This window comes from Fodinibius sp., from assembly GCF_034521915.1.
GTDB lineage: Bacteria > Bacteroidota > Rhodothermia > Balneolales > Balneolaceae > Fodinibius.
Genome location: NZ_JAXHLU010000018.1, coordinates 1 through 15766, shown reverse-complemented (window position 1 = coordinate 15766; position 15766 = coordinate 1). Strand labels below are relative to the sequence as shown.

At 42.9% G+C, this 15766-nt stretch carries 16 protein-coding genes; 7 read left to right on the top strand and 9 right to left on the bottom strand.

Translation table 11 applies throughout. The annotated features are described in order from the left end of the window. The first annotated feature begins 84 nt into the window (after positions 1 to 84). Both U5J89_RS13790 and U5J89_RS13785 read left to right on the top strand, forming a co-directional pair. Positions 85 to 852, top strand: coding sequence for an exodeoxyribonuclease III (locus tag U5J89_RS13790; protein WP_322576226.1), 768 nt, complete (start codon positions 85 to 87; stop codon positions 850 to 852). 74 nt (positions 853 to 926) lie between these two features. After that, entirely contained in the window at positions 927 to 1373 is a 447-nt protein-coding gene (locus U5J89_RS13785) for a MarR family transcriptional regulator (RefSeq protein ID WP_322576225.1), read from the top strand. Between the two features lie 4 nt (positions 1374 to 1377). Here the strand turns inward: U5J89_RS13785 and U5J89_RS13780 are convergent, their stop codons facing one another. Beyond that, positions 1378 to 2622, bottom strand: a complete 1245-nt coding sequence (locus U5J89_RS13780) for an FtsX-like permease family protein (protein WP_322576224.1) — start codon at positions 2620 to 2622, stop codon at positions 1378 to 1380. A 130-nt stretch (positions 2623 to 2752) separates the two neighbouring features. Between U5J89_RS13780 and U5J89_RS13775 the strand changes: the two genes are divergently transcribed. Both U5J89_RS13775 and U5J89_RS13770 read left to right on the top strand, forming a co-directional pair. Beyond that, a complete protein-coding gene (locus U5J89_RS13775; protein WP_322576223.1) occupies positions 2753 to 3115 on the top strand; it encodes a hypothetical protein in 363 nt (120 codons plus the stop codon). Further along, positions 3090 to 5969: a WD40/YVTN/BNR-like repeat-containing protein gene (locus U5J89_RS13770; RefSeq protein ID WP_322576222.1), complete on the top strand. Its 2880-nt coding sequence runs from the start codon at positions 3090 to 3092 to the stop codon at positions 5967 to 5969. Before U5J89_RS13775 ends, U5J89_RS13770 begins: the two co-directional genes overlap by 26 nt. A 337-nt stretch (positions 5970 to 6306) precedes the next feature. Here U5J89_RS13770 and U5J89_RS13765 read toward each other — a convergent pair whose 3' ends face one another. The 4 genes from U5J89_RS13765 to U5J89_RS13750 all read right to left on the bottom strand — a co-directional run bounded on the left by U5J89_RS13765 (position 6307) and on the right by U5J89_RS13750 (position 9293). Beyond that, the gene (locus U5J89_RS13765) at positions 6307 to 7056 is read right to left on the bottom strand and encodes a mechanosensitive ion channel family protein (protein WP_322576221.1); all 750 of its coding nucleotides are present in this window, start codon (positions 7054 to 7056) and stop codon (positions 6307 to 6309) included. Between the two features lie 156 nt (positions 7057 to 7212). After that, positions 7213 to 8577, bottom strand: a complete 1365-nt coding sequence (locus U5J89_RS13760; protein WP_322576220.1) for an alkaline phosphatase D family protein — start codon at positions 8575 to 8577, stop codon at positions 7213 to 7215. Between the two features lie 54 nt (positions 8578 to 8631). Further along, on the bottom strand, positions 8632 to 8868 hold the full coding sequence (locus U5J89_RS13755; RefSeq protein WP_322576219.1) for a toxin-antitoxin system HicB family antitoxin: 237 nt from the start codon (positions 8866 to 8868) through the stop codon (positions 8632 to 8634). Beyond that, entirely contained in the window at positions 8865 to 9293 is a 429-nt protein-coding gene (locus U5J89_RS13750; protein ID WP_322576218.1) for a putative toxin-antitoxin system toxin component, PIN family, read from the bottom strand. Before U5J89_RS13750 ends, U5J89_RS13755 begins: the two co-directional genes overlap by 4 nt. A gap of 184 nt (positions 9294 to 9477) precedes the next feature. Here U5J89_RS13750 and U5J89_RS13745 point away from each other — a divergent pair, with 184 nt between their 5' ends. Both U5J89_RS13745 and U5J89_RS13740 read left to right on the top strand, forming a co-directional pair. Further along, the gene (locus tag U5J89_RS13745; protein ID WP_322576217.1) at positions 9478 to 10038 is read left to right on the top strand and encodes an adenylate kinase; all 561 of its coding nucleotides are present in this window, start codon (positions 9478 to 9480) and stop codon (positions 10036 to 10038) included. Positions 10039 to 10211: 173 nt separating this feature from the next. Then, positions 10212 to 10628, top strand: a complete 417-nt coding sequence (locus U5J89_RS13740) for a DUF6567 family protein (RefSeq protein WP_322576216.1) — start codon at positions 10212 to 10214, stop codon at positions 10626 to 10628. A 136-nt stretch (positions 10629 to 10764) separates the two neighbouring features. Here U5J89_RS13740 and U5J89_RS13735 read toward each other — a convergent pair whose 3' ends face one another. From U5J89_RS13735 to dtd, 4 genes are all read right to left on the bottom strand, one after another. Continuing rightward, entirely contained in the window at positions 10765 to 12048 is a 1284-nt protein-coding gene (locus U5J89_RS13735) for an APC family permease (RefSeq protein ID WP_322576215.1), read from the bottom strand. 2 nt (positions 12049 to 12050) lie between these two features. Then, the gene (locus tag U5J89_RS13730) at positions 12051 to 12527 is read right to left on the bottom strand and encodes a DoxX family protein (protein ID WP_322576214.1); all 477 of its coding nucleotides are present in this window, start codon (positions 12525 to 12527) and stop codon (positions 12051 to 12053) included. 37 nt (positions 12528 to 12564) lie between these two features. Beyond that, positions 12565 to 13464: an alkaline phosphatase family protein gene (locus U5J89_RS13725; protein WP_322576213.1), complete on the bottom strand. Its 900-nt coding sequence runs from the start codon at positions 13462 to 13464 to the stop codon at positions 12565 to 12567. A 220-nt stretch (positions 13465 to 13684) separates the two neighbouring features. Continuing rightward, positions 13685 to 14125 (bottom strand): D-aminoacyl-tRNA deacylase, encoded by a 441-nt coding sequence (dtd, locus tag U5J89_RS13720; RefSeq protein ID WP_322576212.1) that lies wholly within the window; start codon positions 14123 to 14125, stop codon positions 13685 to 13687. A gap of 457 nt (positions 14126 to 14582) precedes the next feature. Between dtd and purM the strand changes: the two genes are divergently transcribed. Next, positions 14583 to 15587, top strand: a complete 1005-nt coding sequence (purM, locus tag U5J89_RS13715) for a phosphoribosylformylglycinamidine cyclo-ligase (protein WP_322576211.1) — start codon at positions 14583 to 14585, stop codon at positions 15585 to 15587. Positions 15588 to 15766: the final 179 nt, after the last annotated feature.

Genomic DNA, 15766 nt, shown 5'->3' with positions numbered 1-15766 from the left:
TCTTTCTTCTCACTTTTCACTCAACTAATAGACTTAGGTACCATAAAAAAACTGCTGATCTAAAAAAGAAATTACCTTTATCCCATGCTTAAAATCTCATCCCTCAACGTAAACGGTATCCGCGCGGCACATCGGCACGGTTTTACAGACTGGGTTGACCAAACCGATCCTGATATTATCTGCATTCAGGAATTACGGGCCATGGAGCATCAGATTCCAGGTCCAATTCAAAAATTAAATTATCACGAGGCCTATCATACCGCCGAAAAGAAAGGATATTCGGGCGTGGGTATTTTATCAAAGCAGGACCCCATCCGCATAGAAAAAGGAATGGGCGTGAACTGGATTGACAGCGAGGGACGCGTGATAATGGCAGAATTTGAGGATCTCTACGTATTCTCTATTTATGCGCCCAGTGGTACAACGGGTGATGAACGCCAGGATTTAAAAATGGAATTCCTGGAATATTTTCTTCCCTTTGCCCAAAAGTTTCTATCTAATGAGAAACCCATCATAATGTGTGGCGATTATAACATCTGCCACAAGCCTATCGATATCCATAATCCAAAGCGAAATAAAAATACTTCGGGATTCTTACCCGAAGAACGAGAGTGGGTCACGCGCCTACTACAAACCGGTTTTGAAGATATATATCGACAATTACACAAAGATGAAGAAGATCTGTATAGTTGGTGGAGCTACCGGGCTGCATCCAAAGAGCGAAACAAGGGCTGGAGAATTGATTACCATATGACAGGTCCAGAACTGCTCGATGCCGCCGAGGAAGCAGTCATCGAAATGGAATGGGATTTATCCGATCATGCTCCTGTAACCATTAATTATAACCTTTAATGGCTTTCCCATTCACTAACTTATATATTAATTACTGCGCATCATTCAATATTCAATAATTTAGCTTAAAAATAATGGGTACGCACTATCAAGGCAGTGACCGTGAAGAGAAGACGTTAAACGCATTTATTAAATTAATGCGGGCAACCGACTCGCTTAACAACCGACTAAATAGACAGCTTAATGATGTTGGATTAACTATAAGCCAGTTTGGAGTGCTGGAAGCCCTGTTGCACTTAGGTCCGCTTAATCAGAAAGCACTGGGAGAAAAACTCCTGAAAAGCGGAGGCAACATCACCCTTGTAATTGATAATCTTGAGAAAAGCGGTTGGGTAGAACGCCATCAGGATCCCGAAGACCGACGATCAATGCTCATTCACCTTACCGATGAAGGAGAAGAATTTATATCCAATTACTTTCCCAAACATCTGGCACGCATAAAGAAGGAGTTTGAGGTTTTATCAGATGAGGAGCTGGAACAACTTGCCAATATCTGCAAAAAATTAGGCCTTCAGGAGTAGTTGCTTAATCGTACCTGATTGCATCAGCCGGCTCTACCTCTGCCGCTCTTTTTGCGGGGTACCAACTGGCCAACAGACAAAGCACTAAACTTCCCGCCAATACAATGCTAACATCAACAGAACTAATACTTACCGGGTAGGCATCAATAATAAAGGCCGATGATAGCTTTATGAGTCCGTATTGCTGTTGCATCCAGCTGAGTAGCAAACCTACCCCTCCGCCAATTACACACCCAATAATGCCAATATAAAATCCCTGGCGGACAAATATATTTTTAATATCTGACGGGGTAAAACCCATCGTCAGCAATATTCCAATATCCCGATTTTTCTGGATGACAATCATCGTTAGCGAGCCAATAATATTGAGTACGGCCACCAGTACGATAATCATTAAAATGACATAGGAACTCCATTTTTCAAGATACATCACATCATATAGCGGTTTCTGTAAATCATACCAGGTAGATATTTCATACTCCGATCCCAGTGAGGCCTGTAACTTCTCTTTCACGGATTCTGCCTCATCGGTATCAGATATGCGCAAATCAACTCCCGAAACGGTATTCCGCATTTCGAACAGTCGCTGTGCTGCTTCTTTATCAATAAAAACGCCGGGACTTTCGGTGATTTGAAGCTGCGAATAGCTGCCTCGAATTTGAAACCGGAAACTGCGTGGAAGAGAAAACTGCGTAAGCGACTTGCGCATTCCGGCGGCACTTAACAAAACAACTTCATCATTAATTCTAAGATTTAGCTCATTCATCAACTGTCCGTTAACCAACATCCCCGGCCTTTGATTGCGAACGGATAAATCCAGCGTACCCTCATTAATACTTTCATCAAAATTGTTTACCTCAAAATATTGATCGGGATCTATTCCCTGCACCTGTACTACTTTATCATCACTGTGCTTAAATGCCAGCAGTGCCTTTCCTTCTATATACGACGCCATCGCCTGTACTTCCGGAATATCGGCCAGCTTCTGCTCCATATCCCCTGTAAAAAGAAAAGAATTAGAAGCAGCAGACTCTATACGCAGGTCGGGATCGTTCTGAAGGAGTAGTCCCTGAATCACATCAAAAAAACCATTGAACACCGAAAGCACGACAATAAGCAGCGCCGTACCAATAGTTACCCCTATGATACTGATGATGGTAAGCGTGGATATCAGCGAGATATGCTTGCGCGAAAATAAATAACGTCTGGCTATAAATCCGGTTGTTTTCATAGCTCCAAAAGTAAGCATAATGCAAGAGCATTACAGCATGTTATGTAGAAATTTACTTCACAAAATTTTACCAAATTCTATAATCCATTTTTTATACATTGCATTTTCTATAACAGGCGAAACTAATTTAAACACAACCCAGGGATATATGTTATTGCACAACCAAAAATTTAAATACGCCATAATAACTATTGCTGCCCTTCTTTTTATGGGGATTTCATTCTCTGCCGAGGCTCAACGCTTTGGCGGTTCAGATCAAGCAAAAGACATTGACGAAGTATCATTCGAGTCACCCTATCTGCAAAACTTAGATTACCGAAATATAGGTCCATTTCGCGGTGGACGGTCGGTAGCTGTTACCGGACATCCCGATCAGCCGCATACTTATTATACGGGCTTTACCGGCGGTGGCGTCTATAAAACGACAGATGGCGGCAAAAACTGGGTGAATGTTTCGGACGGTGATTTTAAAACCGGATCGGTCGGTGCGCTTAACAGCAGCTCCATCTAACAGTAATGTCATATATGCGGGCATGGGAGAAACCTGTATCCGCGGAAATATGTCGGCCGGAGACGGAATGTACAAGACCACCAATGGCGGTAAAACATGGGAGCATATTGGCCTGCCGGAATCCCATTTTATTGGCGAAATTGCCGTACATCCCAAGAACGAAGATGTTGCCTGGGTGGCTGTAATGGGTCATGCCTTTGGAACCGAGGGCAACGAAGAGCGCGGCGTCTACAAAACGACGGATGGTGGTGACACCTGGGAAAAGGTATTGTATCACAATAAATTTACGGGTGCTGTTGATGTCGAAGTTGACCCCACTAATCCTGACATTTTATATGCTTCTCTATGGGAAGCCTATCGCAATCCGTGGAAAATGTCGAGCGGTGGTGAAGGCAGCGGCCTATATAAAAGTACAGATGGCGGCGAAACCTGGACTAATATCTCTGAACGTCCCGGCATGCCCAAAGGGCTGATGGGCAAAATTGGCGTAGCGGTTTCTCCTGTCAACCCCGATCGCGTTTGGACGATTATCGAAAATGAAAACGGTGGTGTTTTCCGCTCTGATGACAGCGGTGAAACCTGGAATCGCGTCAACAGTAATCGCGAACTGCGTCAACGAGCCTGGTATTACACGCATATTGTGGCCGATACCGAGGACGCAGATGAAGTGTACGTACTCAATGTAGGATTTTATAAATCTACCGACGGCGGCGAATCGTTTGATCGCATAGGAACCCCGCACGGCGATCACCACGATCTTTGGATAGATCCCAATGACGGTGATCGGATGGTCGTAGCTGATGATGGCGGCGGACAGGTTTCCTATAACGACGGCAAAAGCTGGTCATCGTATCACAAATATGCTACCGGCCAGTTTTACCAGGTAATTACTGATAACGAATTTCCCTATCGCATTTACGGGGCCCAGCAAGATAACAGCACTGTGGGCATTAAAAGTCGTACAGCCGACTATGGCATTGAAACGCGCGACTGGCATCCTGTAGCCGGTGGCGAAAGTGGCTATATCGCTCCTGACCCAGAAAATCCCAATGTAACCTATGGTGGTAGTTACGGAGGATACTTTAATAAGTTTAATGACTTTACGGATCAAAGTGATCGTATTGACGTGTGGCCGGATAATCCGATGGGAGCCGGTGCCAAGGATCTGAAATATCGCTTCCAGTGGACCTTCCCCATCTATATTTCTCCGCATAATCCGGATATCCTATATGCCACGTCACAATTTGTACACCGTTCGGATGATGAGGGAATGAGCTGGGATACCATCAGCGAAGATTTAACGCGCAATGACAAATCCAAGCAGGGCCAATCGGGCGGACCTATTACTAAAGATGATACCAGCATTGAATATTATAACACCATCTTTACCTTCGCGGAATCTCCCGTTGAACCCGGCGTTCTGTGGACGGGTGCCGATGATGGTCTTATCCACGTTAGCCGCGACAATGGGGACAGCTGGACCGAGGTAACGCCTGATGGCATGCCCGAAGCTATGGCCAGCATCATCGATCCATCGCCCCACGATGCCGGGACAGCTTACCTAGCTGCTACGCGTTATAAATTTGATGACTTTCAGCCGATGCTATATAAAACAGATGACTACGGACAGAGCTGGACCAAAATTACTACCGGTATTCCCAGCAAGGATTTCACGCGCGTAATTCGTGAAGATCCCAATAAAGAAGGACTGCTTTATGCTGGTACCGAAACGGGTGTTTATGTTTCGTTCAATGATGGAGAACTCTGGCAACCTCTTCAGCTCAACTTGCCCGCCGTACCCATTACTGATCTAACAGTCCATAAGCGCGACAAAGATCTGGTGGTAGCCACACAGGGTCGCTCATTCTGGGTACTCGATGATCTATCCGTACTGCACCAGCTTGGTGATCAAGTCACGCAATCGGATTACTATCTCTATCAGCCGGAAACAACCTACCTGTTTGGAAATCACGCCGAACCCGATCCCGGGCAAACGCTGGGCGAAAATCCTGAGGATGGCGTAGTAGTCCATTATAATCTAAATACGAAAATTTCCGATCAGGAAGTTGAGCTACATTTTGCCGAATCGGACGGTGATGTCATTCGCACTTTTTCCAATAAAGAAGATTTGGATGGCAATGAGGTAAAAGAGTCCGAGGAATTCCATGAAAAAGAACACGAGGTCCCTTCTGATGTGCTGACCACCAAGCAAGGACAGAATACCTTTGTCTGGAATATGCGCTATCCCGGAGCTACAGACTTAGAGGGACGGCAAATTCTGTGGGCCGGCTCTACCCGTGGACCAACGGCTGTTCCAGGCACCTACGAGGTGCGCTTGATTGTGGATGATCAAACGCTGATGACCCAAGAGTTCGAAATCACCAAAGATCCCCGCATTGATGTCACGCAGGATGATTTCGAGGCTCAGTTCGATCTGCATCAGACGATTATCAGCAAGCTGGATACAACGCACAAAACCATCAACCGCATTCGTGAAGTGCGCGAAGAGCTGAATGGAATAAAATCAGATTATTCCGATAACGACGAAGTACAAGAACGCGTTGATGCCATGCTAACGACCCTTTCGGATGTGGAAGGGAAATTGATGCAGACAAAAGCTGAGTCGTTCCAGGATGTGCTAAACTATCCTATTAAGCTGAATAACAAGCTGGCTTCTCTGGCCAACACAGTAGGTACCGGTGACGGGCGCCCGACAGAACAGCAATATGCGGTTTACGAGGATTTGGCAGCAAAAGTTGATAAACAGTTTAAGCGCGTTAAACCCATTTTAGAAGGAGATGCTTCTGAGCTTATCCAGGAAATGGATCAGGATGCCATCCCGATAGAAAATTAACCGTTCAAAAACTATAAGAAGCCTTTGCAAAACCCCTAAAAATTAAACTTGTCACTGCGAGCCTGAGAAGCCTGCCTGCGCGGAGCCTTCTATAAATAAGCTTATGATGTAACAAAAGCTTCGGCATAGGCAGGCAATCTCCCGATCAAAGCTTTTAAAAGGAGATCGCCGCATTACATTCGCGATGACAGTATGGTTTTGCAAAGGCCTATATAATAATTACACCTTCATGTAGGGTCACGATACACCGTGACTCTACTTTTATTTTTATCCCTCTCTATCTACGGGCAACTTCACTGAGGAACGAACATGCAGATCGCGCTGGGGAAATGGAATCTCAACGCCATATTTTCTGAACGTGCGTACAATCGCCTGATTCAAGTTCATTGCGAATTTTAGGATACTGTTTAACATCGGGAATCCATACCCGAAGCTGCATATTCCATGAGGAGTCACCGAACTCTATAATATGTACTTCCGATTGGGGATTCCTCATTACCGAACTATTATTATCAGCAACCTCTTGCAGTGCTTTTAGCACATTATCTAAATCAGAGCCATAAGAAACCCCTACATTTATATCCAGCCGATAGGTAGAGTCGCCGTGGGAGTAATTGATTACATCCTTGGATACAAAATCCGAGTTAGGCACTATAATCACAATATTATTCACCGTACGCACCATAGTAGCTCGAATATTTATTTCAATAACATCTCCTTCGATTTGATTAACCATCACCCGGTCACCCACGCTAATGGGACGTTCAAACAGAATAATAAGGCCCGATATAAAATTGGAGGTTATATTTTGCAGACCAAAACCAATACCTACTGAAAGGAGTCCAAATATGACAGTAAGGCTGCTTAGGTTAATCCCCACAAAATTAAATGATACAAGCACCCCAATGGTAATGATCATATATTGGGTAATGCGTGATAAGGTGTAGCTGGTGCCGGAATCAACCTTAAAGCGTTTTAAAACACGTCGCTGCAAAGCTCGTCTCGCAAATATTCCAATCCCAATAAAAAATGTGAGCAGGAGAAGAAAAATCAGAATAGAAGCAATGGTAACGGGCGACTCACTCATCTTAAACAATTCAAAGTTCAAGATGTCCCGGACATAACTAAAAAATTCATCCCACGTCATAGCAGTAATTATATTAAGTCAGAACTAATACGATACGTAAAAAATATGCAGCTCACAATAAAGCGGCATCAATAACACCGAGTCCCTCAATAACGGTTAATCATGGCCAAGTTCTGAGGCCGAAATGCTATGCTCCCACAGCTTTTCTCCATCAGAACCGTAAGTTTCCAGAATTAACTTGCGATTTTCTTTCTCTCCCCGTACATGCATCATCCCAAAGTTTTGATCCTCATAAACCAACGTACCATCCACCCGCTGCGGATTATCATACTCTTCGGATTCGTTCAAATCTCCATAGGTCCCACTGCTTAGAGGCGAAGAGGTAAATTCATAGAGCGGATAGGCGTCTTTGCGCTCTGTTTTCAGCAGTTCCGTAAAATGGCGATCTCCCGACAGAAAGAGTACCCCTGGAATATCATGCTGATCTAAAAATTCCATAAGCGTTTCATATTCTTCGCCATACGCCAACAGCGACTCATGTTCATTCATCTTATTGGTCACCTGATTACCAACCACAACAATCTTAAAAGTGGCATTGCTACTCACCAAGCTATCCATCAACCACTGCAGCTGCGCTTTGCCAAAGAAATCCTTGTCCTCTTTTTTAAGCTGATTCGGTGCCCGGTGAAAGCGATCATCCATCAGGAAAAACTCCACGTCACTATACTTATATCTGGTAAAAACCCCATCCGTTTCACGGGTTCCATATCCCGGATTGGCCCAATATCTTCGAAAAATTTCCAATGCTTCTTGACGCATGCGGTAGGATCGATCAGAATTGTTGGGTCCATAGTCATGATCATCCCATGTTGCAATATTAATAGCATTTGCTAATAGCGGTTGCAGTTCAGGGGTATTACGGGCATCCTTAAAGCGATAATCCATCCGTTTCTTAGAATAAAAATCGGGCTCGCGGTAATAGACATTATCCCCCAGCCACAGCATCATATCCGGGTGCTGATTATTGATATGCGTTAGTATCTCCGTGCCTTTTCCGTAAGGCGTACCCGGACGATCAAAATCCGAATCATTTATATACAGACACGATCCCATCGCCACCGAAAAGTCGGGCGCCGGCTTGCGCCATTGCCAAAGCTGTTGGGTCGCAAACTCCGTTTTATATGGCAGATTAATTTTCTCTCCGTCAATGGTTAGCTCATACTGATAGGTTGTCCCATAATCAAGATCCGTCAGCTTAACCTGTGCCGTATTAGACTCCAGCGCCAAGGTTGAACTACTAAAAACATGCTTGGGTGCATCCTTTTTATTTTTCTTCCAATATGTTAATTCAAACGAAACCGGTTTTGTTGTTTGTATCCACAGGTTCGCTTCCTGCATCTCCACATAACCCAGCATGGGACCGGCCTCAAGCAGCGATTCGTTTTCCTGGGCCTGTACAAATCCAGTGACAAAGAAAAAGATCAATAGGATACAACATCGACGTAAGGGGTGAATATTCATAAAACGCGTAATTAGTTATAAATCAATATGAGGTTACAATATCGGACTTGCCGTTTATAATTTATCGTATTCTTCCGGTTCTACATCAGGGACATCTGCCATAATTTTTTCAAACTCTTGGCGATTTCCTTTTTCTGCTCTTTCTTTAAGGTAGTCAACAGTAAGTAAGGCAGATAGCTTTTCTGAAACAGCCAAATTGATTAACTGATTCATAGAAACTCCCTCCTTTTGAGCTAGTTCCTTCAATTTTTTGTGTAAAGAGTCTGGTAGTCGAACACTTAAAGTACTCATGATAACTCCTGTATAATTTTAAGAAATTCTTTTGCGCTTGCTAGTTCTATTCCAAATTTATCAACGCTTTGAAAATCTCGTTTGTTATAAGTTATGATATATTGACAGTTAGCTTTTACAGCTAATTCCAAAAGCATATCATCTTTTGGATCGTTTAAAATAGGGCGCCAAAGAAAATATACCTCATGCAAATTACCAAAGAAACATAGGTAATCAACAAATTTTTCAATACGATTACTTGAAAATGACAGTGTATCCTGCTTGCGTTTTAGGACATCTTCATATTCAATAACAAGAGGAACAGAGAGATTAATTTCAAATTTATTACTGTCTATCAATGATAAGAGTTTGTACGAAGCCCCACGTTTTGAACGAAGAGCTGCATATATAACATTTGTATCTGTTACTATTTGTAATGGACGCATAATGGTATTATATATAATACTATAAATTTATGCAAGATATGATGGGAGACATTAAAGGCAGTATATCCTATTTTATTCGAACAAAAATAAAGGGATATTTTACGTCGGTTTTCGTTGAATATACTTGTCGATTACGGTATTTTCTTCATCACTTAATTAAGAGCACTTAACCTAACTACTTATTATGCGCATCATCATTTTCGGACCTCCCGGCGCGGGCAAGGGAACACAAGCTAACCTCATCAGTGAAGAGTATGATATTCCCCATCTTTCTACCGGAGAAATTTTTCGATCAGCCATTAAAAACGAAACGCCGCTCGGTAAAGAAGTGAAAGCTATTTTAGATGCCGGTGACTTGGTTCCCGATGAAAAGGTAGTAGGCCTGGTTGAAGAAGAGCTTAAAGATGAGAAATATAACGACGGCTATATTTTGGATGGATTTCCGCGCACCGTTCCGCAAGCCGAAGCCTATGATGCGCTGTTGGATAAAAAAGGCAAAAAGCTGGATGCCTTTCTACAATTGGAGGTTCCCCAATATGAACTTGTGGATCGTATTTTGAGTCGCGATGAAGGCCGCTCGGATGATACTCCCGAAAAAGTTAAGAATCGCTTGTCCGTGTATCGTGAAGAGACTGCTCCGGTACTCAATCATTACAAAAAACAGGATGTGGTAGAAACCATTGACGGCGTGGGATCTATTGATGAAATATTTGATCGCATAAAAGTAACGTTAAACAGTAAGTAAATCTCTTTTATTCATCGGACGGCAACCCCAGCCGTTCGATGAATTATTCCCTCTCACTCCTTCTGTTCAATCGACAGTTATTCCTGTACGTTATTTAGGGATAACACCTTACAACCTTCTTCCCTTTCAATAGATAATTTCCTTATATAGTTATCAAAATAACCATTGAGGAGATGAAATATTCAATTTTGGGATTCGCCGTACTGAGCGCTTTTTTTATTTCGGGATGTACGACATCGGGCGCTTTTCTGTCAGCCAATCAAACCATTGTACATTTAGAACGAGCTAATTATACCATCACTGCTACCAATGTTTCCGGATCTGCGGAAGCAGGCTATGTATTGGGATTTAGCTATTCCACCGGATTTACCACCAATACATTTGCTGCCGGACGCGTAGAAGGAACGGGTATGCTCTACCAAGAAGCCCTCGAAAATCTGTGGATTAACTACGAAAAGGACAGTGGCACGATCAATGGTAAGCGGTTGGCTCTTGCCAATGTACGCTATGATACCGATATCCTGAATCTACTTATCTATACCAAAGTAATGATTACCGTCCGAGCTGATATAATCGAATTTACAGATTAATTATTCGATATCTTCCAACCCCTCTTACTCTCCCCTTTCGTAAGGGGAGAATTGTATTACAACCAGAAAAATGTTAGTAGCTTGATCAATAACACTATATACCTATTTAACATACTTTAGAAAAAGAAATTCCCTTCTATTTTTCGCCTCGTCCTTTTCGAGTAATAGTGTGCCAAATAAGTCCAACTCCTATCAACAATACCCCGCTGATCCAGATCGTTGGCTCAATCCAGAACGCTAAAAATAGGCAGCCGAATAGTCCCATGGCGGGGATCCACCGGGGATAGAGCCGCAGATCTTTCGGCATCACAAACGCAGATAGGTTGGTAATGGCATAGTATATCAGCACCGTAAAAGCACTGAACGACCACGTAAAAACGACATCGCCGCTAAGTACAAGTAACCCGATTAGTACTCCTGTCATCCATACTGCCGCAACGGGACTTTGAGTATTGGGATTGACCTTTGCCAGCGCTCCGGGAAGATCTCTGCGACGTGCCATGCTCAGCATTACTCGAGATAATCCCAATATGAGATTAAGCAAAACCCCCAGCATAGCTGTAATAGCGGCAATGGTTATAACCGGACCAATAACCGGCACTGATAGCGTTTGTGCCACTACCATTAACGGGGCAGCTTCTCCATCCACAGTTTGACCAAAGGCCTCGGCACCCATCACCTGCAGAGCCGTAAGCGAAACGGCAAGATACAGAATCACAATGAACACCATCGCCAATATAATAGCTTTGGGAATGGTCGTGCGCGGTTCAGATACTTCTTCGCCCAGCGTGGCGATACGTCCGTAGCCGGTATAGGCCACAAACATCAGCGCAGAAGCATAGAGAATGGATGATCCCGAGGTATCAGTGAAGGCATCCACTATTGGGCGGGTCGGAATTCCGTTGAAGAATAGTCCGACAACCACAAGCGAAGCAAGTCCAACAAGCGTCACCGACACTATATATTTATTTGCCTGATTGCTGCGACTGATTCCCCCGGAAACCAGGATCGTCATGATCAACAGCAAAAAGAGTCCGGCGACGACAATTAACCAATTAACAGCACCCACATCAAAGGCATAGAAAAGATAGCCCACACAACCCAGCACCGCCGTTGCTGCAGAAGCTGATTTAGCTATTAAAAACATCCATCCAGCTGTAAAACCAAAGTAGGAATTAAGGAACCGATTGCCATATTCATAAGTGCCCCCACTCACCGGATGTTCCGCTGCAAGCTGAGCGCTGCTTAGTCCATTAAAAGTCGCAAGCATCGCCGCAATTACAATAGCAATAACAATGCCGTTACCCGACACCTGGGTGGCAATGGCAATACTTACAAAAATTCCGGTACCCACGATTGAGCCCAGACCCATGAGGATGGCGCCGGGGGTTTTTATTGCGCGCTTAAGTTCTTCCGGCATTATTATTCAGCATCTTTCTCGGAAATCCATTGTAAATCAAGCGACCATTTTCCTCCACCCTTAATCATCAAAAAGATACTTCCGAGCCACATGGCCCAATCGGTACGCATTTCGTGAGCCATACTCCAGAAGCCGTAGTTGCTGAGCTCTCGTAATTCAAACGGTCCAAAGGAGGCACCAAAAGCGATGGGAATTTTAGTCACGATTATTGCTACGCTCATAATACAGAAAGTGAGAAAGGCACCACCACGGGTAAATAGTCCAAAAAGAATTAACAGTCCGGCCAGTATTTCAAGCACTCCTACAAAATTGCCGAAGAATTCCGGCGCGGGAAATCCCATGCTTTCAAAACGACCCACACCGCGCTGCACCGGATACAAAAATTTTTGGATACCTTCGGACAAAAATACCGATCCAACCATTAGACGTATGAGTAAGGTAGTCTTATTGGCATCAGTCTGTAAAAGTTCTTTTAGCATATTGATATGATTTTTTTAACTAACTAATTAGATATAATTATTCTTCTAAAATTTCAAGAATTCCCGGCGTCACATCCATAATACTTTTTGCGTCTTTAAACTGGGATGCTTCCGACCCATAGGCAAAAAGCGGTACCTTATTAAAGGTATGGGTTTTAGTCGACAAATCTTCTACATTTCCATGATCGCTGCAAAGCACAAGGGTAGTATCACTGTTTTTATAATTAATAAGATGCCATAAAAAACGATCATACGTTTTTAAGTAATGCGCAGCCTTATCGAAATCTTGGCTGTGTCCTGCTTTATCGGTAAGATAATATTCGTGCAGCAGCATATCATAGCTCTCCGTTTGCTCCAGTAGCCGGTCAGCAGCTTCTTCGGGACTAATTTCCGGAACATCAATATCAAGATGCTCCCGCCAGGCCTGCTGTGTTAACTCGGCAGTTAGTGCCTGACCTCTTTTTACTTCCTTAGTAGTATTAAGTGAAATATCTGCACTCTTCGTCATGAGCGTAGTGCAGCTCCAGCGATTTCGTTTTCGCGCTTTTTGAAAGAAGATATCCGGGTAAGCATTTATAAAATTACACTTCTTTTCCATCTCTCTTGCTTTAATAAATAGACTATCCTCTTTTAAAAAAGGTTTGATCCCCGAATGGGGAAAGGGTCCAAAGTGTTTGCCGATCTCTTTAGAAGCATTTTTCCCGGTAAATAAAGCCGTTTGACCCGTTCCACTTTGTGGTAATCCATCCACACCAAGACGGGCATCAACAAATTTAAACAGGTGATTAGTATCGGTTAATTCTGATGCTTTGTCCGAAAATTCCTGGTCACCCGCCATAGCCGAAAATCCACAGTAGGTGGATTGCGTAAAAGGATTCGCATCTGTGGCTTTGCCCAGCCCTACCCCATCTATAAAAAGAAAAATTACAGAGGACATAATGATTTAATATTTTCATGTCATCCTGAACTTGTTTCAGGATCTCTTATATAATTTATTCTACAGATGTTAATCCGAAAGCTATCGGGGTCAACATCTTATTAAATGACACTCTTTTGTTTTCTCCCTATAGTTAGGCAGAAAAACTCATGGATCTAAATTCTAAACAATTTTAAACCTTCCTAACCCTGTTGATAATTGAGGACAAAAGTAGATAAACTCATCGCTCCATCACCAACGTAACGGGACCGTCATTGTGGAGCTGCACATCCATATAAGCGCCAAACTGGCCGCTTTCAATATTGAGATCCGAAAGTTGTTTAAAATAACTTATCATATTCTCGTAGAGTTTCTCAGCCTTATCCGGACCTGCCGCCTCAAAATAACTGGGTCGGTTTCCCTGCTCATAATCCCCATACAAGGTAAACTGTGGAACGACTAATATTTCACCCTCTACGTCCCGCACCGACAGGTTCATTTTCCCATCTTTATCATCAAAAACACGAAGTTTTAAAATTTTCTCAGCCAACCACTGCATCTGCTCCTCAGTGTCATTTTCATGGACGCCCACCAGCAGCATTAAGCCCTGACCGATAGAACCGACGCGCTCATTTTTCACTAAAACACTCGCTTCCGATACCCGTTGCAACACTACTTTCATATCTAAGTCTGTTAATAACTATGTGGATAAGTATGTGTATAACTTCTTCTCAAAATAGACCAATCAAAACCAACAAAATTTCTCCACAGCTTTCAACAACAGAATATTATTTTCCACAAGTTATAAAGTAAGAAATTTGTGTAGATAACATTTTTTACTTGACACTCACTTTTCTGTGAATTGTTAATAACTTAAAATTAATTCGTCTAAGTCCTTGTTTTTATTATTATTTTTATCCACAAAATAATCCACAATACAAATTTACCAATCTGCATATTGTGTGTTAAAAAGTTATCCACTTTTCCACAGTAACTACTATGTACTACAAATATTATTTATTTAATACTATTAAGGGTTTCCGGTGGATAATGTGGAGAAATATTTCTTAAAAACGAGATCCAAGTTGGCTATATTTATATCAGTTTGAAAAGCGAATAATAATTTTCAGTAATCCGTAATGAGCAAAAAGAAATTTACCTACAAAGATGCCGGCGTTGATATCGAAGCCGGAGAAGAGATGGTCGAATCCATCAAAAGCTTGGTTCAGGAAACTCACAGTGATGCCGTATTGCAAAATATTGGGGGATTCGGGGGATTCTTTCGTCCCGATTTAAGCAGCTACGACGATCCGGTATTTGTCAGCAGCGTAGATGGCGTAGGTACCAAACTGATTGTAGCATTTAAATCGAAAAAATATGATACCGTGGGACAGGATCTGGTAAATCACTGCGTAAATGACATTGCCGTTTGTGGTGCCGATCCTCTTTTCTTCCTGGATTATTTTTCGACCGGTAAACTGGAGCAGGAAGTAGGTTACCAGGTGGTTAAAGGATTTGCTCAGGCTTGTAAAGAAAATGGCGTAGCGCTCATTGGCGGGGAGACCGCCGAAATGCCGGACATTTACAGCGAAGGTGAATTTGACCTGGCGGGCACCATCGTGGGAATGGTAGATCGGGAAAAAGTGATCGATGGGTCTCATATCAAAAAAGGCAATGTGCTATTGGGATTCCCCAGTACCGGCCTGCATACCAATGGCTATTCACTGGCCCGAAAAGTACTGTTTTCGGAATATGAAGTGGATGATCATGTAGATGAACTGGGTACCACCGTGGGGGATGCAATGCTGGCCGTACATAAATCCTATCTCCCGATTATCCGAAAATTGCGGGACTTAAACGGTGTCAATGGCTTTTCACATATTACGGGTGGAGGCATTATCGGGAATACAAAGCGTGTAGTTCCCAATAAACTAACTATTCAGTTAGATTGGAATGCGTGGGAACGTCCGTCTATTTTTGAGCTTATCCAGAAGCTGGGGAACGTCCCGGAAGATGATATGCGGGTTACCTTTAACCTGGGGATTGGCCTGATTGCTGTTGTGGACCCAGATGTAGTTGATGAAGTGAAAGAAGTAGCCGCAGAGATGGATGAAGCAGTTATTGAGATGGGCAAAATAAGCTAAAATGAGAAGGTACTTTCAGTACAGATAAAAAATATTATGCATATACATTATGTGTATTAACCCTGCACTAACCCATACACATAATATTTCATAATTAGAGGTTGTAATTACTTAATCAACAATATTGCATAATATGCATACAATGAATAGTATTTGAATTGTATGTATAAGACTAGGTT